At 59.3% G+C, this 17,419-nt stretch carries 18 protein-coding genes; 13 read left to right on the forward strand and 5 right to left on the reverse strand.

Translation table 11 applies throughout. The features are described from left to right. The first annotated feature begins 72 nt into the window (after nucleotides 1–72). The 9 genes from CGZ77_RS08995 to CGZ77_RS09040 all read left to right on the forward strand — a co-directional run bounded on the left by CGZ77_RS08995 (nucleotide 73) and on the right by CGZ77_RS09040 (nucleotide 6,694). Complete coding sequence (locus tag CGZ77_RS08995) at nucleotides 73–657, forward strand: class I SAM-dependent methyltransferase (protein ID WP_009426892.1); 585 nt, start codon at nucleotides 73–75, stop codon at nucleotides 655–657. Next, nucleotides 654–1,025, forward strand: a complete 372-nt coding sequence (locus tag CGZ77_RS09000; protein ID WP_009426893.1) for a SirB2 family protein — start codon at nucleotides 654–656, stop codon at nucleotides 1,023–1,025. The genes CGZ77_RS08995 and CGZ77_RS09000 overlap by 4 nt, the downstream gene beginning before the upstream one ends. A gap of 102 nt (nucleotides 1,026–1,127) precedes the next feature. Next, a complete protein-coding gene (locus CGZ77_RS09005) occupies nucleotides 1,128–2,240 on the forward strand; it encodes a PilT/PilU family type 4a pilus ATPase (RefSeq protein ID WP_198344885.1) in 1,113 nt (370 codons plus the stop codon). 96 nt (nucleotides 2,241–2,336) lie between these two features. Beyond that, on the forward strand, nucleotides 2,337–2,654 hold the full coding sequence (locus CGZ77_RS09010) for a hypothetical protein (RefSeq protein WP_009426895.1): 318 nt from the start codon (nucleotides 2,337–2,339) through the stop codon (nucleotides 2,652–2,654). Further along, nucleotides 2,654–2,863, forward strand: coding sequence for a cbb3-type cytochrome oxidase assembly protein CcoS (gene ccoS, locus CGZ77_RS09015; RefSeq protein WP_009426896.1), 210 nt, complete (start codon nucleotides 2,654–2,656; stop codon nucleotides 2,861–2,863). The genes CGZ77_RS09010 and ccoS overlap by 1 nt, the downstream gene beginning before the upstream one ends. Further along, nucleotides 2,860–4,155, forward strand: a complete 1,296-nt coding sequence (locus tag CGZ77_RS09020; protein WP_009426897.1) for an MFS transporter — start codon at nucleotides 2,860–2,862, stop codon at nucleotides 4,153–4,155. Before ccoS ends, CGZ77_RS09020 begins: the two co-directional genes overlap by 4 nt. Nucleotides 4,156–4,269: 114 nt before the next feature. Further along, a complete protein-coding gene (locus CGZ77_RS09025) occupies nucleotides 4,270–4,620 on the forward strand; it encodes a YkvA family protein (RefSeq protein WP_009426898.1) in 351 nt (116 codons plus the stop codon). A gap of 385 nt (nucleotides 4,621–5,005) precedes the next feature. Then, entirely contained in the window at nucleotides 5,006–5,944 is a 939-nt protein-coding gene (locus CGZ77_RS09035) for an iron ABC transporter permease (protein ID WP_009426900.1), read from the forward strand. A 21-nt stretch (nucleotides 5,945–5,965) separates the two neighbouring features. Next, entirely contained in the window at nucleotides 5,966–6,694 is a 729-nt protein-coding gene (locus CGZ77_RS09040) for an ABC transporter ATP-binding protein (protein ID WP_094031131.1), read from the forward strand. Between the two features lie 160 nt (nucleotides 6,695–6,854). Here the strand turns inward: CGZ77_RS09040 and CGZ77_RS09045 are convergent, their stop codons facing one another. Both CGZ77_RS09045 and CGZ77_RS09050 read right to left on the reverse strand, forming a co-directional pair. Further along, on the reverse strand, nucleotides 6,855–8,393 hold the full coding sequence (locus CGZ77_RS09045; RefSeq protein WP_009426902.1) for an OFA family MFS transporter: 1,539 nt from the start codon (nucleotides 8,391–8,393) through the stop codon (nucleotides 6,855–6,857). A 219-nt stretch (nucleotides 8,394–8,612) separates the two neighbouring features. Beyond that, complete coding sequence (locus CGZ77_RS09050; protein WP_036496487.1) at nucleotides 8,613–8,999, reverse strand: helix-turn-helix domain-containing protein; 387 nt, start codon at nucleotides 8,997–8,999, stop codon at nucleotides 8,613–8,615. A 93-nt stretch (nucleotides 9,000–9,092) separates the two neighbouring features. Between CGZ77_RS09050 and CGZ77_RS09055 the strand changes: the two genes are divergently transcribed. Then, nucleotides 9,093–9,647 carry an NAD(P)H-dependent oxidoreductase gene (locus CGZ77_RS09055; protein WP_036496525.1) on the forward strand — a complete coding sequence of 185 codons (555 nt, stop codon included), beginning with the start codon at nucleotides 9,093–9,095 and terminating at the stop codon, nucleotides 9,645–9,647. An 81-nt stretch (nucleotides 9,648–9,728) separates the two neighbouring features. Here the strand turns inward: CGZ77_RS09055 and CGZ77_RS09060 are convergent, their stop codons facing one another. Further along, nucleotides 9,729–10,529: an NUDIX domain-containing protein gene (locus CGZ77_RS09060; protein WP_009426904.1), complete on the reverse strand. Its 801-nt coding sequence runs from the start codon at nucleotides 10,527–10,529 to the stop codon at nucleotides 9,729–9,731. A 301-nt stretch (nucleotides 10,530–10,830) separates the two neighbouring features. On the opposite strand from CGZ77_RS09060, the gene CGZ77_RS09065 reads away from it, so the two are divergent. The 3 genes from CGZ77_RS09065 to CGZ77_RS09075 are packed head-to-tail and all read left to right on the forward strand — an operon-like array spanning nucleotide 10,831 to nucleotide 13,212. Then, on the forward strand, nucleotides 10,831–11,838 hold the full coding sequence (locus CGZ77_RS09065) for a peptidase U32 family protein (RefSeq protein ID WP_036496489.1): 1,008 nt from the start codon (nucleotides 10,831–10,833) through the stop codon (nucleotides 11,836–11,838). 14 nt (nucleotides 11,839–11,852) lie between these two features. Next, nucleotides 11,853–12,785, forward strand: a complete 933-nt coding sequence (locus tag CGZ77_RS09070) for a U32 family peptidase (RefSeq protein WP_036496491.1) — start codon at nucleotides 11,853–11,855, stop codon at nucleotides 12,783–12,785. Further along, a complete protein-coding gene (locus CGZ77_RS09075) occupies nucleotides 12,772–13,212 on the forward strand; it encodes an SCP2 domain-containing protein (protein ID WP_009426908.1) in 441 nt (146 codons plus the stop codon). Before CGZ77_RS09070 ends, CGZ77_RS09075 begins: the two co-directional genes overlap by 14 nt. A 156-nt stretch (nucleotides 13,213–13,368) precedes the next feature. Here the strand turns inward: CGZ77_RS09075 and CGZ77_RS09080 are convergent, their stop codons facing one another. Continuing rightward, nucleotides 13,369–15,891: a prolyl oligopeptidase family serine peptidase gene (locus CGZ77_RS09080; RefSeq protein WP_094031132.1), complete on the reverse strand. Its 2,523-nt coding sequence runs from the start codon at nucleotides 15,889–15,891 to the stop codon at nucleotides 13,369–13,371. A 123-nt stretch (nucleotides 15,892–16,014) separates the two neighbouring features. Continuing rightward, nucleotides 16,015–17,205 (reverse strand): porin, encoded by a 1,191-nt coding sequence (locus CGZ77_RS09085; RefSeq protein WP_009426910.1) that lies wholly within the window; start codon nucleotides 17,203–17,205, stop codon nucleotides 16,015–16,017. Between the last annotated feature and the right edge of the window lie 214 nt (nucleotides 17,206–17,419).

The raw sequence follows: 17,419 nt of genomic DNA on the forward strand, positions 1-17,419 counted from the left end.
AAAGCCGCCTGTTGGCAGAGGCAGCATTACCTTTTATACTGCCCGCGTTTTTTGCCCGCCAAATCCCCGCCCATGCTGCCCAACGCCCTGACATTCGCCCGCAGCCTGCTCGAAGGCCGTCTGAAAGCAGGCGGCCGCGCCCTCGACGGCACGGCGGGCAACGGACACGACACGCTGCTTCTTGCACGGCTGATCGGGGAAACGGGCAGGGTTTGGGCGTTCGACATACAAAGGCAGGCGCTGGACGCCACCGAAGGCCGTCTGAAAGCGGCAGGGGCAGACAAACAGGTGGTGCTGATACACGACGGCCACGAGCGTTTGGCAGACTATATAAAAGAGCCGCTCGATGCCGCCGTGTTCAATTTCGGCTACCTGCCGGGCGGCGACAAAAACATCACCACCCGCGCCGAATCGAGCATTGCCGCGCTCGAAGCCGCGCTGGGGCTGCTGGCCGAAGGCGGCATTTTGGCGGCGGTGCTCTACGGCGGCCATCCGGCGGGTGCGCAGGAGAGCGCGGCGGTGCAGGAATGGGCGGCCGCCCTGCCGCAGGAGCGCTTTGCCGTGTTGCGCTACGCCTTTGCCAACCAGCGCAATTCGCCGCCGGTTTTGCTGGCGGTGGAAAAAAATTCCAAACAAAAACAAGGGACACAACCATGATTTACATTTGGGCGAAAAAAGGCCATCTGTTTTTTGTCGCCATGACCGTGCTGCTGTTCAACCTGCGCTACTGGATGCGCTTTGCCAAGCCGGAAAAACCGCTGCCGGGCGTGCTCAAAGTGCTGCCGCATCTGAACGACACCACGCTGCTTTTCACCGGCCTTTGGATCATGACCCTCGCCCACTGGACGCCCTTCGGCAACGCCAACTGGCTGGGCGTGAAGCTGCTTTTGGTGGTGGGCTACGTCTTCATCGGCATGGCGGCGCTCAAATCGCAGCCGCGTTCGGCCAAAGCCTGGTTTTTCTACGCCCTGAGCATGGGCGTGGTCGGCATCATCTACTATCTGGCCACCTACAAACCGTTTTAAAGCGCAAAAGGCCGTCTGAAAGCGGTTGTTCAGACGGCCTTTTGCAAGGACCAACCGACATTACGGGAATAACAAAATATGAATACACAAAACGCCGCCCCGATGGGCATCAAAGACACCATTTTCGGCTGGATGCGCTATATGTACGAACAAAAAGCGTCCGATCTCTTCATCACCGCCGAATTTCCGCCCGCCGTCAAACTCGACGGCAAACTCACGCCGATAGCCGACAAGCCGCTCACCGCCGGCATGTGCGGCGCCATCGCCCAGGCGCTGATGACCGAAAAGCAGCGCGAAGAATTTGAAAACACCAAAGAATGCAACTTTGCCGTCAGCCTCGACGGCGTGGCGCGTTTCCGCGTCAACGCCATGATCCAGCGCGGCGCCGTTGCCCTCGTTATCCGCATCATCAACAGCGTCATTCCGAAAATGGACGACCTCAAACTGCCCGAAGTGCTGAAAAAAGTGGCGATGCAGAAACGCGGGCTGGTGATTTTCGTCGGCGGCACAGGCTCGGGCAAATCCACCTCGCTGGCGGCGATGATCGACTACCGCAACGAAAACAGCTACGGCCACATCATCACCATCGAAGACCCCATCGAATACGTCCACCCGCACAAAAACTGCATCATCACCCAGCGCGAAGTGGGCGTGGACACCGACAACTGGTTTGCCGCCCTGAAAAACACCCTGCGCCAGGCGCCCGACGTGATCCTCATCGGCGAGATCCGCGACCAGGAAACCATGGAATACGCGCTGGCCTTCGCCGAAACCGGCCACCTCTGCATGGCCACGCTGCACGCCAACAGTTCCAACCAGGCACTCGACCGCATCATCAACTTCTTCCCCGAAGAAAAACGCACCCAGCTTCTGACCGACCTGTCGCTCAATTTGCAGGCCTTCGTCTCCCAGCGCCTCGTGCCCAAGGAAAACGGCAAAGGCCGTGTGGCGGCGGTGGAAGTGCTGCTGCAATCGCCGCTGATTTCCGACCTTATCCTGCGCGGCGAAGTGCACGGCATCAAGGAAATCATGAAAAAATCCACCGACATCGGCATGCAGACCTTTGACCAGGCGCTGTACGAACTCTTCGAAAGCGGCCAGATTTCCTACGCCGAAGCGATTAAAAACGCCGATTCCGCCAACGACCTGCGTCTGGCCATCCAGCTCAAAAGCCGCAGGGGGCAGAACGCCGGCATCGACTTCGAGCTGCTGTAAGACAGACAGGCCGTCTGAAAAGCGCCGACAGGCTTTCAGACGGCCTTTTTCCCATCCCCTTTTCAGACGGCCGTCCGCGCCGACCCTTCCCCGACCATGCACTATTTCAGCCTCCACAGCGAAGACCAAACCCATATCGGCTTTTTCGTCATGACCGGCGATGAAGAACACGAAAGCCCGCCGCAGTCCGGACAATTCCTTGTCAAACTGCAAAGCGAAACCCCGCCGCCTGCTGCCGCAGAACGCGCCCTCGCCCCCTTCCAAGACAGCGAAGCCGCAGGCATCTGGCGGCTGGAAAAAGACCGCGTCGGCCTCTACGCCGCCGACGGCACACCCGCTGGGCGCATCCGCGGCGAATACCTCAGCCTCGGCGGACAAACCTTTATCCTTGAAGACCTTGCCGGAACATTCTGATGGAAAGCATGTACATCCTCGTGCCGCTGAGCCTGATTCTCGGCGCGCTGATTATTTATTTCTTCTGGTGGTCGGGCAAAAGCGGCCAGTTCGACGACCTCGAAGGCCCTGCCCACCGCATCCTGATGGACGACGACAGCTACCGCGAACCCGAAAGGCCGTCTGAAACGCAGAGGCCGTCTGAAACAAGAGGGGAGGGCGGCAGATGAACGCCAAAAACAGCAGTTTCTCCTTTGCCAAAAGCCGCCGCTTCGCCCCGCTGTTCGGCACACAGTTTCTCGGCGCATTGAACGACAATCTGTTCAAAACCGCCCTCTTTGTCATGATCAGCTACCACGGCCTCGGCGCCAACGCCATTCTGCCGCCCGCGCAAATGCTCAACCTCGGCTCGCTGCTCTTCATCCTGCCGTATTTCCTGTTCTCCTCCGTCTCCGGCCAACTGAGCACCCGCTACGACAAAGCCCGCTTCGCACGCATCATCAAACTTTTGGAAATCCTCATCATGGCCGTTGCCGCCTACGGCTTTCACATCCAATCCGCGCCCCTGCTGCTGGCCATGCTCTTTTGCATGGGCGCGCAATCCACCCTGTTCGGCCCCCTCAAATACGCCATCCTGCCCGACTATCTCAACGACAAAGAACTGATGATGGGCAACAGCCTGATCGAATCGGGCACCTTCCTCGCCATCCTCCTCGGCCAAATCCTCGGCACGGTACTTGCCGGCGCGCCGCACGCGCTGGTGATGGCGCTGGTCGTGCTGATTGCCGCCGGCGGCACGGTCACAGCCTTTTTCATGCCCTACGTCGGCGCGAAAAACCCGCAGCAGCACATCGCCCCGAACATCGTCCGCAGCACCAAACAGCTCCTCAAAGACACCTTCGCGCAAAAAGAACTCTACACCGCCATCATCGGCATCTCCTGGTTCTGGCTCATCGGCGCGGTGTACACCACCCAGCTGCCCACCTTCACGCAGAAACACCTCGGCGGCAACGACAACGTCTTCAACCTCATGCTCGCCCTCTTTTCCGTCGGCATCGCCGCAGGCTCGGTGCTGTGTAGCAAAATCAGCGGCCACCGCCTGCACCTGCGCCTCGTTTCCGCCGGCACCGTCGGCCTCACAGTTTTCGGCGTCCTGCTCGTCTGGCTTACCCACGGCCAACACTACGACAGCACGCAACTCGAAGGCATCTTCTCCTTCCTCACCCGCGCCAACGCCTATCCCGTCATGGCCTGCATGATTGCCATCGGCTTTTTCGGCGGCTTTTTTTCCGTGCCCCTCTACACTTGGCTGCAAACCGCCAGCAGCGACGAATTCCGCGCCAACGCCGTCGCCGCCAACAACATCGTCAACGGCCTGTTTATGGTGGCCGCCGCTATTTTCAGCGCCGTGCTGCTCTTTCTGTTCGACAGCATCGGCCTGCTTTATCTCGCCGTCGCCCTCGGCAACCTCGGCCTGCTGGCCTATCTGACAAAACTCGACCGCCGTTTCCTGCGCGGATAAACCGCTTACTAAACTTTTCAGACGGCCTGCTTGATACAGGCCGTCTGAAAAACCATATGGTCGTCTGAAAACCGCTTCCGCAACCGCAAGCACAACCGAGAAAGGCCGTCTGAAATGACCGACTACATCCCCACCTTCCGCCGCCGCAAACTCAACGAACCGGGCTTTCTGAAAAAACTCGCCCGCCACGCCGCCGACCTCGGCGCGCCCGTCGTGCGCCAGTTTTACGCCCTCTACTACCTCTACCGCTCGCCGCAAACCCCGGCCAAAGCCAAACTCATCATCGCCGCCGCGCTGCTGTATTTCGTCAGCCCCATCGACAGTATCCCCGACCTGCTCCTGCCCTTGGGTTTTACCGACGACGTCGCCGTCCTCACGCTGGCCTATGCGCAAATCAAAGCCTACCTCACCGAAGACATCCTCAGCCGCGCCCAAACCGCCGCCGACGAACTGCTGCGCCGCTGAATCCGTGCCAAAAGGCTGTTCCCGCCTTCGCGGGCATGACGTTTCTGAAACGCTTTCAGACGGCCTCCTGCCTTTCGGCGGCGGATTTTGATTTCGCCATACCCCGCCCGCGCCGCAAACCCGAAAGGCCGTCTGAAAAACATTTTTCAGACGGCCTTTCGGGTTTTCACTTCGTCGAAGCCGCGCTTTCAGAAACGTCATGCCCGCGAAGGCGGGAACGGCCTTTTGGCGTCCGCGCCGCCCGTGCGCGTGGCGCAAACGGATACGGAATGATAAAATTTCGCACCAAGCGGGCAGACTGTTTCAGACGGCCTGCCCGTTTTTCTAACGCAGCTCCAACGAAGCCAAAACCTCCTTCCCTTTTTCCCATTTTCACAAGCAAACCATGAAACCCCGCACCATCATTCTTGCCCTTCTCTTTACCGCCGCCGCCGTTTATTTCTGCTGCGGCATCGGCTTTGGCGGCTGGGCATCGCCGCTGGAAATGGACGATACCGTCCGCCAAATCCGCCTGCCGCGCATCTATACCGCGCTCTTGGTCGGCGCGGGGCTGGCCGCTTCGGGCGCGGCTTTGCAGGCTTTGTTTGAAAACCCGCTGGCCGATCCCAGCCTGATCGGTACGTCGGGCGGCGCGGCTTTGGGCGTGATTTCGGTGATTGCGCTCGGCGGCGGCGCGGTGAGCGTGCCGGTGGCCGCGTTTGGCGGCGCGCTGGGCGTGTGCCTGCTGATTTTGGCCGTGCACCGCTTGGTGGGCGGCGGAACGCTGGGGCTGCTGGTGTTGGGTTTCGTATTGAGCGCGTTTGCAGGCGCGGCGGTGAGCATGATTATGTTTCTGGCCGACGACCAAACGCTCCGCAGCGCAACCAACTGGCTGGCGGGCAGCCTGTCGGAAGCGGGCTTTGCCTCGCCTGCGCTGGCTCTGTGTTCGATGCTGCCGGGCTTTGCGCTGCTGCTTTTGGCCGGGCGGCGGCTCGATGTGTTGATGACGGGCGAGGACACGGCGGTGAGCATGGGCGTATCGGTCGGCCGCGTGCGTGTGCAAACCGTCATCGGCGCGGCGCTGATGACCGGCGGCGCGGTGTCGCTGGCGGGCGTGATCGGCTTTCTCGGCATGATGATTCCCAACGTGCTCACGCAGGCCGTCGGCGGCGGACGCAGCCGCCTTACCGCGCTGTCGGCCTGGGTGGGCGCGGTGTTTCTGATGATAGTGGACGGCATCTCGCGCTGGCTTACCTATCCCGTCGATTTGCCCGTGGGCATCGTGATTGCCCTGCTCGGCGGGCCGTTTTTCATGTACCTCTTTATCCGCCCCATCCAACGCTAATTTTCAGACGGCCTCATTACCATGAAAACCACATTCCAAGTCCGCAACCTTCACGTTGCCGTAAAAGGCAAAACCCTGCTCTCCATCGACGCGCTCGATTTCCCCGCCGGACTGACCACCGCCGTTATCGGCCCCAACGGCGCGGGCAAATCCAGCCTGCTGCGCGCCCTTATCGGCCAAACCGGCCAAGGCGAAATCCTGCTGCACGGCGCACCCGCCGCCCCGCAAGTGCGCCTGGGACGCGCCGCCTGGGTCGGCCAACACGGCCGCTACAATATGCCCATGAGCGTGCGCGGCTACATCGCGCTGGCAGCCTACGCTAAAAAAGGCCGTCTGAACGACAAAGCCGCCGCCGCGCTCTTGGATTATTTCGATTTGGCCGGGCTGGCCGACAAACGCATCGGCCGTCTCTCCGGCGGCGAGCAGCAACGCGCCAACATCATCCGCGCCCTGTTGCAGGACGCACCCGTATTGCTGCTCGACGAACCGTGCAACCACCTCGACATCCGCCACCAACACCGCCTGATGCAGCATCTGGAGCAGCAAAAAACCGCCATGAGTGCCATCATGGTGTTGCACGATCTCAACCTCGCCGCCCGTTATGCCGACCATATCGTATTGATGAACAAAGGCAAAGTTGTCGAATCGGGCGACACCGCCGCCGTGATGCGTCCCGAACTGCTCGAAGCTGTGTACGGCTGGCCGATACGCCGCTGCGAAGACGAACACGGGCTGTATTTCAGAAGCTGATTTTTTATACTCTGCCGCAGCGGCAGAGACGCAGAAAGGCCGTCTGAAAACCTCAAAAAGGATTTTCAGACGGCCTTTTGCTGCTTGGGACGAATCCGCGCTTTCGCTTCGTTGAAACTGCGCTTTCGGAAACGTCGTTCCCGCGAAGGCGGGAACGGCTTCAGCCGAACAGCCCGGCCACTTTCACGCCCGTCATAACGATGCCGTAGGCCAGCGGCACGCAGACAATCAGCCAGCGCAGCTTCACGCGGCCGCCGCTGTGGGCGATTTCCTCCGCCGCCTGCGCCGCTTCTTCAAACGCGCTTTCGGCGGGCACTTGGTGCGGGATGCGGTAGCGGCTGCCGTCGGCATGGTGTTTTTCGTTAACCGGCCGCACGAGCAGGTTGCAGACAAGGCCGGCAATCAGCAGGGCGGCCATGATGTACATGGTGACGCTGTATGCCTGCGCGGGCGGCACGCCGCCGTCGATCTGGCTTTGGCGGATGTAGTTCACCAGCACCGGGCCGAGCACGGCGGCGGTCGACCAGGCCAAGAGCACGCGCCCGTGTATCGCGCCCACTTCCAGCGTGCCGAACAGGTCTTTGATGTAAACGGGCATGGCCGCGAAGCCGCCGCCGTACATGGAAATGATGATGCAGAAGCCGATGATGAACAGCGTTTTGCTGCCGCTTTCGCCCAGCGCGGGGATGGCGAAATAGAGCAGGGCGCCGAGGATGAAAAACAGGTTGTAGGTGGGCTTGCGGCCGAGGCGGTCGGAAATGCTCGACCAGAAAAAGCGTCCGCCCATATTGAACAGGCTCAGCAGGCCGACAAAGCCCGCCGCCGCCGCCGCACCCACCGCCGCGCCTTCGCCGACGGAGTGCACGGAAAACATTTCCTGAATCATTACCGAAGCCTGTCCGAGCACGCCGATGCCGGCGGTGACGTTCAGGCACAGTATCCAAAACAGCAGGTAAAACTGCGGCGTTTTCACTGCCTGCGCGGCGGTAACGTGGTTGGCGCTCACCAGCTTTTTCGCCGCTTTGGGCACAAAACCCGCCGGTTTCCAGTCGGACGCGGGCACGCGGATAGCGAACACGCCGAACATCATAAACACGAAATAAAACGCGCCGAGTACGAGAAAAGTCTCCGCCACGCCGACGGACGAGGGCGTTTTGAAAAAGTCCATCAGCGCTACCGAGAGCGGCGAGGCCAGCATCGCTCCGCCGCCGAAGCCCATAATCGCCAGCCCTGTTGCCATGCCCGGCTTGTCGGGAAACCATTTCATCAGCGTCGAAACGGGGCCGATGTAGCCCAAGCCCAGCCCCACGCCGCCGAGTACGCCGTTGCCCAGATAGAGCAGCCACAGATTGTGTTCGCGCACGCCGATGGCGGAAACGAGAAAGCCCAGCCCGAAGCAGATAGCGGCGACAAACATCGCCTTGCGCGGGCCGACGCGTTCCATCCAGGTGCCGAACAGCGCGGCCGACGCGCCCAGCACCGCCAGCGCGATGCTGAACACCCAGCCGACGGTGGCCAGCGACCAGTCGCCGGGCGCGGATTCACTGATGCCGAGGATTTTGGTGAGCGGCGCGTTGAATACGGAATAGGCGTAAATCTGGCCGATGGAAAGGTGAACCGCCAGCGCGGCGGGCGGCACCAGCCAGCGGTTGAAACCCGCGGGGGCGACGGTGCGCGATTTGTCGAGGAAGGAAGCCATGTTTGAGGAGTGTGTGTGTTGGTTGTCGGGAAGAGGCCGTCTGAAAGCTGCGTTTGAACTTCGTTGAAGCTGCGCTTTCAGAAACGTCATTCCCGCCGAGGCGGGAACGGCCTTTATTCTAATCGCTTACGCCGCTCGGCATGATGAAATATCTTGCACTGCAAAATGACCGGAATTTGTATACAAACTGTGCACCCGCAGCGGCGGGGCAGGGCGGCCTTATTCCGTTTCCCCGATAAAGCTGCCGCGCTCGACCACCGCGCGGTTGCCCCATTCGGTGAGCGCGGCGAGCACGGGCAGGAAGCTTGCGCCGAACGGCGTGAGCGCGTATTCGGTTTTCAGCGGCGGCCTGCTGCCGAACACTTGGCGCGATACCAGCCCGTCGCGCTCGAGCTGTTTCAGGCTGCGGCTCAACACGGCTTCCGTGGCGTCGCGCAGATGCGCGTGCAGCTCGCCGAAGCGTTTGGCGCCGTCCTGCAAGTGGTAGAGGATAACGGCCTTCCATTTGCCGCCGACCAAATCCATTGTCACACTCAGCGTGCAGGGATAGGTTTTGCCGTTGAAACCGAAGGCGCCGCTTCTGCATTCCGTTTTTGTGTGTTCCATTTTTCCCAACTATACAAAAGGATAGTTATTGAACCGACTGCGGCCGCTGCCTACAATCCGCGCCGTTTCCAACGCAAACCGAAAGGACAAACCGTGGCACTCGTTATTTTAGCCCATCCCGATTTTCAAAAATCCGTCGCCAACAAGGCCGTTATCGAGCACCTCAAAGCCGCGCGTCCCGGCGACGAAATCCGCGACATCGCCGCGCTCTATCCCGATTACCGCATCGACGCCGCAGCCGAGCAGCAGGCTTTGACGCGCCATCAAACCGTTGTTTTCCAATACCCGATGTACTGGTACAACATGCCCGCGATTTTGAAACAATACTTCGACAGCGTGTTTACCTACGGCTTTGCCTACGGCACGGGCGGCGACAAACTCAAAGGCCGCCACTTCGTGCCGAGCATCACCATCGGCTCGCCCGAAGAAGACTACCGCGCCGACGGCATCGCCCATTTCCGTGTCGGCGAGTTGTGCAAAAACATCGAACAAACAGCCTACTACGCGCAGATGAACTATATCGATCCCTTTTATTTCCACGGCACGTCGCCTGCGCTGTATACGCCCGAACAGGTGGCGGCCAAAGCGCAAAGCTGCGCGGGAGATTTGGTGTCGCTGCTGTCCGAACTGGACAAAAAGGCCGTTTGAAAACAAAGCTCCGATAAGGTGCAACCATATAGGCAGAGACCGTCTGAAACGCTTTCAGACGGCCTTTTGTTTTCAGTGCCGCTACGGCTGCTCCTCTGCGGCCACCGCCTGCGCCCCTGCCGCCAGCCAGTCTGCGCCGTATTGAGCCGCCGTGTCCGCGTCGGTGCTGACAACCAGCGGTACGGGCGTGCCTGCGTGCAGGGTATCGAGCAAGGTTTGCGCGTCGGCATGCGTGCCGACGTGCCAGACAATCACGTCGGCCACATCCAGCAAACGGGCAAAATCGGCCGCATTATCCACCGCCAGCCACAGGCTTTCGGCAGCGCTCGGGCGGCCGTCTGAAAGGTATTCGGCGGCGGTCAGCAGCAGGTTTTTGTCCTCTGCCGCCGCACGGGTTGGCGGCACGGCGCGGTATGCGCCTGCGGCGTTTGCGCCGTAAAACCCGTCTTTCAGACGGCCTGTCAGCGCGGTGGGCACGGACAGGGCTTTGAGCAAAGCGCCGTTGGCGGGCAGCATGGGCGACACGGTAAAATCTCCCGCCTTCTGCCACGCCCAGCTCTGGCCTTCTTTGGCCTGTATACCGCCCGCCCAGCCGTCGGCGGGCACGCGGAAAAAGTGCAGGCGCACGCGGGCGTGTTCGTAGGAATGGATTTTCACCAGCCAGGGCAGGGCGCGGCGGATGTCTATGCCCAGCTCTTCGGCAAACTCGCGTTTGAGCGCATCCGCCGCGCTCTCGCCCGCTTCGACCTTGCCGCCGGCAAATTCCCAGTAGCCCGCGTAAGGTTTGCCTGCGGGGCGGGAGGAGAGGAGGAATTCGCCGTTTTCGTTGAAAACGATGCCGGCGGCAACTTCGAGCAGGGGGCGGGTGTCTGTTGCGCTCATGGTTTGTCCTTGTGTTTGAACATGGGTTTATCCGTCTGTATCTGCAGAGTTTTTTGCAGATTTTCGGCTTTGGTTTGCCGTGTTGGAGGCCGTCTGAAAGATTTTCAGGCGGCCTTTGCGCTTGCCAAGCGCGGTAAATATTGTAAAAATAAATAAACGCGATAAATAAATTAATCAGCAAATGATGAAATTTTATGCATTTGCTTGTGATAAGGGTTTTCACGGCGGATTTGTTAAGCGATTTTAACAAAATTCCTGCCGCTTTTCTTTGGCTGACATTGGTTTTTACAAGGAACACGGTATGAGAAAAATTCCCGAGCTGGTTTGCCCCGCCGGCAATCTGCCCGCCATGAAAACGGCGGTGGACAACGGCGCGGACGCGGTTTACATGGGTCTGAAAGACGCGACCAACGCGCGCAATTTCCCCGGCCTGAATTTCGACATGAAATCGGCGCGCGAGGGGGTGGAATACGCCCACGCGCGCGGACGGCAGGTGCTGATGGCCATCAACACCTTCGCCCAGGCGGGGCAGGTGGAGCGTTGGCAGGCGGCGGTGGACACGGCGGTTTTGCTCGGCGCAGACGCAGTGATTGTCGCCGATCCCGCCGTGATGGCCTATGCCGCCAACCGCTATCCCGATTTGCGCCTGCATATGTCGGTGCAGGGTTCGGCTACCAACTACGAAGCCATCAACCTGATGAAGGATTTGTTCAACGTGCGCCGCGTCGTGCTGCCGCGCGTGCTGACCATCGACCAGGTGAAACACGTTATCGACCACACCGACGTCGAAATCGAAGTGTTCGGCTTCGGCAGCCTGTGCGTGATGGTGGAAGGCCGCTGCATTTTGTCGAGCTACGCCACGGGCGAGTCGCCGAATATGCAGGGCGTGTGCTCGCCCGCCAAAGCCGTGCGCTGGGAGCAGCTGCCCGACCGTATGGACGTTCGCCTCAACCGCATCCTGATCGACCGCTACAACCCGAACGAACCGGCAGGCTACCCCACGCTGTGCAAAGGCCGCTTCGAGGTCAACGACGAAACCTATTACGCGCTGGAAGAGCCGACCAGCCTCAATATTCTGGAAATGCTGCCCGAAATCATCAAAATCGGCGTGGCCGCCGTGAAAATCGAAGGCCGCCAGCGCAGCCCGATGTACACCGCGCAAGTCACCAAATCCCTGCGTCAGGCGCTCGATGCCGCCGCTGCCGATCCCGCCCGTTTCAGAATCAACCCCGCGTGGGACAGCGCGTTAAGCAAAGTGTCCGAAGGCCACCAAACCACCCTCGGCGCATACAGCCGCCCGTGGAAATAAAGGAACAGACAACGATGAACCCGATGAAACTCTCCCTCGGCCCCATCCTTTTTTTCTGGCAGAAAGAAGCCCTGCTCGAATTTTACGCCGGCCTGCTCGACGCCCCGATCGACACCGTCTATCTCGGCGAAGTCGTCTGCTCGCGCCGCCAGAAAATGCGTTTTGCCGACTGGTACGGCCTGGCCGAAGACCTGGCCGACAGCGGCAAAGAAGTCATCCTCTCCTCGCAGGTGCTGCTCGAAAGCGAATCCGACCTCAAACGCCTGCGCAAAATCACCGGCCAGGACAAATTCAAAGTCGAAGCCAACGACATGGGCGCGGTGAAACTCGCACGCGAACACGGCATCCCTATCGTCGCCGGCGCCAGCCTCAACATCTACAACGAAAGCACCCTGCGCCTTTTCAAAAGCCTCGGCGCCTTCCGCTGGATACCCCAGCCCGAATTGAACCGCGATAAAGTCGCCGCCGTGGCCGCCGCCGCCGTTTCAGACGGCCTCGAAACCGAACTCTTCGCCTGGGGCAAAATGCCGCTTGCCTACTCCTCGCGCTGCTTTACCGCCCGCCATTACAACCTCAACAAAGACAGCTGCGAATTCCGCTGCCTCGACTACGAACACGGCATGACCATGAACACCCGCGAAGGCCAGCCCTTCCTCACCATCAACGGCATCCAAACCATGTCCTACGGCTGCCAAAACCTGCTGCCGCACCACCGCGATTTGCAAAAAATCGGCATCGACATCCTGCGCCTGTCGCCGCAGATGCACGGCATGGCCGACATCATCCGCCTGCACCGCGACGTGCTCGACGGCCAAACCGACCTGGCCGACGCCATGAAAGAACTCGACGCCCTGTCCACCGGCACACTGGTCGACGGCTACTGGCGCGGCCAGGCCGGCATCGCCGCCGTACAGAGCATCAGGGAGGAAAACCATGCCGTTGCCTGACATCACCCTGCCCGCGTGGGCGGGAAAAATCGGCGGCGTCCTCCCCGCCGCCCCGCCGCGCTTCGCCCTTGTCGCCACCCTCAACATCATGCTGAAAAAAGGGCTGCTGCCCGCCGACATGAGCCTGTTTGACGGGCGAAAATTCGAAATCGACGTACTCGACGCGGGCGTCAAAGTCCGTTTCAGCGCCAACGGCGAAAAATTCACCGCCGGAGGCTTCGACGGCACACCCGACCTGCGCCTGGCCGCCAACGGCATCGACTTCATGCGCATGATGCTGCGCGAAGAAGACCCCGACACCCTGTTCTTCAACCGCAAACTGCAAATCGAAGGCGACACCGAACTCGGCCTGATTACCAAAAACCTGCTCGACAGCGTCGAATGGCCGTTCGGCGAATGGTTTTTGCAACGGGGAACGGGGACTTAGATTTCCGGCCGCCGTTTGGCATAAGAGGCCGTCTGAAAGCCTGTTTGGTGCTTTCAGACGGCCTTATTGCATTTTCCGGCCATGCGTTCCGACGCCTACAAAAACGGCCTGAAACCGTTTGCTGCGGTTTCAGGCCGTCTGAAAGCAAGGGATACTTTATTTCTTTTCCTGCGCCTGAGGCTCTTTGTCGGGAACGGGCGGCAGTGACTTCACGCCCATTTCGTGCAGGATAAAGGCGAATTTTTCCTTCATCTCGCGCTTGGTTTCCGCACGGGTGTTGTCACCGTGGCCGTGGCGCTCGGCGGCATTCAGAAATACCGGCCGCATGCACGACTGCTTCTCCTGCAGGATGGCGGCGAATTTGTAGGAATGCGACGGTACCACGCGGTCGTCGCGTTTGGACGTCATTACCATGGTGGAGGGGTAGCAGACGCCGTCGCGCACGTTGTGATACGGCGAGTAGGACAGCAGTTTCTGGTACATCGCTTTGCTGTCTTCAGCCATACCGTATTCGTTGATCCAGTAGTCGGTGCGGTACATTTTGTCATGGCGCAGCATATCGAGCACGCCGACTTCGGGAATGGCGACACGGAACAGGTCGGGACGCTGAACCATGGTCGCACCGACCAACAAACCGCCGTTGGAACCGCCGGAAATCGACAGGTAGTCTTTGGAGGTATAGCCTTCCTTAATCAGGAATTCACCGGCGGCGATAAAGTCGTCAAAAACGTTTTGTTTGTTGAGCTGCTTGCCCGCGTCGTGCCATTTGGAACCGTACTCCTTGCCGCCGCGCAGGCCGGCGGTGGCGTAAACGCCGCCGTTCTGCATCCAGGCTGCGGCTGCGGTGGTGAAGTTGCCCTGGTAGGCATCAACGTTGAAACCGCCGTAACCGTAGAGAATGGTCGGGTTTTTGCCGTCGAGTTTCAGCCCTTTTTTGTGGCTGATCACGATGGGCACCATGGTGCCGTCTTTGGACGGATAGGATACGGTGCGCATTTCGTATTTGTCGGCATCAAAAGGAATGGTATCGCGGCGTTTGACGCCGAAGAATTTGTCTTCTTCAACGTTGTAGCGGTAGGTGGTGGCCGGCGTTACCTTGTTTTGGTAGTAGAACCACACATAGCGCTTGTAGTCTTTTTCGTTGGCCGCGAGCGTGCCTTTGGGGCGGTTGTCTTCGGCGTCTTTGTCGCCGGAGTCGTAGGCGGTCAGGCTGCTGATGTTGCCGCCGGCAACCGGGGTGATGTCGCGGACGAATTTGCCGTTTTCGTCAAACAGTGCCAGCGAATCGTAACCGGCAGAGTAATACTGCATCAGATAGTGGCCGCTTTGGTACACGCCGGCAGTCAGGCGGTGGTTCTCGCGCGCGGGAATCACCACTTCGCGTTTTCTCTGCGGGCTGCGGATGTCGATTTTCAGAAGTTCGCCAAATTCAGAATTATCTTCGGAAATCACATAGATATAATTGCCATCCAGGCGGACGAACTTGGCGGCGGTATAGTTGGTAAACGCATCCGCTTTGTTGATTTTGTCGTACATCTTGCGGTTGTGGATCTGAATCCAGCGGCCGGTTTTCAAATCCTTCAGCAGCAGGGTGTTGCTGATGCTGCCCAAAGAGCCCTGCACCATCAGATAGCGGTCGTCTTCAATCCAGAAGCTGTCGGGCGTCATGTCGTAGTCCGACGCCTTCATAATAATCGGGTCGTTGAACTCGTTTTTGTCCATCCGGTGCAGCATCAGATCCGTCCAGCCGCCGTGGGAGCGGACATAATACAGATTGTTGTTGTCTTTCCACTCCAGCGGGTAGCCATACGTGCCGCCGGCATCCACCACATGGATATTGGTGGTGATGTGGCGGGTTTTCAGGGTTTCGGTATCGAGCACATACAGCTCTTTGTGGTCGGTATCCGAAGCGCCGTCGCGGGTGGCGTAGGCGAAATATTTGCCGTTGCTGTTGAGTGCGTAGTTGGCAATCTGGGTGTAGCCGTCTTTGGAGAGTTCTTTTTCGTCGAGAATGACTTGGGATTTGCCGTCGGCGCCTTTTTTGCTCAGGCGGAAATAGCCGTCGGGGTAGCGGGCGTAATGGAGCTTGCCGTATTCGCGGTCGTAGTCGAAATACAGGTATTCGTAGTCCATCAGCTTGTCGATGCGTTTGCCGATTTCTTGGATATAGGGGATTTTGTTCAGATAGTTGTGGGTGGCTTCGTTTTGCGCGTTCACCCATTTATCCACTTCGCCCTGCTCGTTGCGCACGGTTTCCATGCCGGTGCGGCGTTTGTCGAGTTCGGGGTCTTCCCAGTTGGTGCCGAAGAGGTTGCGCTTGCGGTCTTCGCTGGTTTCGTAGCGGTGTTCGGGTTCGATGCGGTCAACATCTTCCAACCAGCGGTATTTGTCGACGTGGGTGTCGCCGTAGTAGCGGTCGATGCCGTCGTCGCGTTTGAGCTTGCGGATTTCGGGGTCGACGGTTTCGTTGCGGCTGTTGGTGCGCAGGCCGGGATCGCCGTATTCGCCGGTTTCAAAGCGGTCGGTTTCATCTTGGCTGGTGCGGGTTTCGGGATAGCCGTATTCTGCGGCGTAGAGGTTGGCGGGATGTTCGCGGGTGTCGGCGGCTGAGGCCGTCTGAACAATCTGCGGGGCGGTCAGCGCCAGCGCCAGCAGCAGGGACAGTTTTGTTTTTTTCATGGTGTTCTCCGGTGTTCCTATCGCAGGCTGCGGGCGTGCGCCACAGTGTGCAAACAGGCCGTCTTGATGGTGTTCAGACGGCCTGCCTGCGTTTGCAGCCGGTGCGGGTCTATGCGGTGGCGGTTAGAAAGTCAGGGAAATGCCGCCGGTGAATTCGTTGCGGCGGCGTTTGGAGAACTCGCCGTCGTCGACGTAGTTTTTCACCGTTTCCACATCGGCGCGGCCGTAGAGGGTGACGTTTTCGCGCAGGTCGTAGTCGGCTTTCAGGTAGGCTTTGCGGCGCTTGATTTTCGGGAAGACGTATTCTTCGTTGGCGGCGATGAAGTCGGGCTGGTTCCATGCGGCGTTGGTGTTGAACGCGCCCAGCGAGCCTGCGGTTTTCTTGGTGTTTTTCACGCCGTAGCCTGCCGCCATTTTGAAGCGCGGTGTGAAGGCGTATTCGGCTTTCAGGCCGTAATAGCGCGAGCGGGCTTGTCCCAGTGTGGCGATGTCGATTTTCTCTTTTTCATAGCCGATGTCGCCGGCGATGGTGAAATCGCGGTATTTGTATTCGATCGAACCTGCGGCGGCGTGTTTCTTTTTCGATGCCCATTTGACGTTGTCGGCGGAATTGCGTTTGCTTTGGGTGTAGCCCGCGCCGAAGCGGATGCTGTGGTCGGGAGCGATGCGCAGGCGGTAGGTGGCGGAAATGCCGTTGCCTTGGATTTCGTTGACGTTGTCGGTTTTGCGTACGTCGTCCTGCGAGGGGAAGAGGTGGTAGGCGCTGACCTGCAATTCGGGCACGCCGGTGTAGTCGGCGCGGATGGAGGAATTGCCGAAATATTCGAGCGGGTAGTAGGTGCCGGTGCGGGTGACGTAGCCGGAGTGCAGGAACTGTTTGCCGAAGGAGATGCTGCCGACGTTGCGCAGGTCGAGGGCGACGTTGGCGGCGGTGAGGTTCAGGTCGTCTTTATAGTAGCCCAGCTGTACCGTGCCGGTGGCGCGCCAGTCCTGGTTGATGCGCTGCTGGCCACGGAACTGCAGCCAGGATGAACCGCGCTCGAAGCCGAGGCGGGAGCGGCGGTCGGATGTTTCGATGTCGTGGTTGGTTTGGGCGTTTTCCCATTGCCTCAGGTCGTAGTTGTAGTAGTAGCGCGAAGAATCGTGCGTGTAAGTGAAACGGTTGTGCCGTTTGCTGAATTGGGCGGTGACGTTGCCGCCGATGTCGAGTGTCAGGCCGTCTTTGCTGTACACGTTGTAGGCAGCGTGTGCGGACAAAGGTGTGGTAACCGCGGCAGCGGCGATGAGGCAGGCATAAAGTTTGGTATGTTTCATCAAGATAATCCTCTGGTTTGTGATTCCGATTCACTTGTACTGTTAAGGTATTGCCGTTTTTTGCAAACCCGGCGCAAATATATCCGCAAGATTTGGTAAAACACAATAAGAAATTGCAAAATTTACATAGAAAACCGCCGTATATTGCCGCATGATAACTTTTATTAATCGGTATTAACAAAACAGGCAATTATGAATGGTTTATGGAATTTTA

The sequence above is a fragment of the Neisseria sp. KEM232 genome, from assembly GCF_002237445.1.
GTDB lineage: Bacteria > Pseudomonadota > Gammaproteobacteria > Burkholderiales > Neisseriaceae > Neisseria.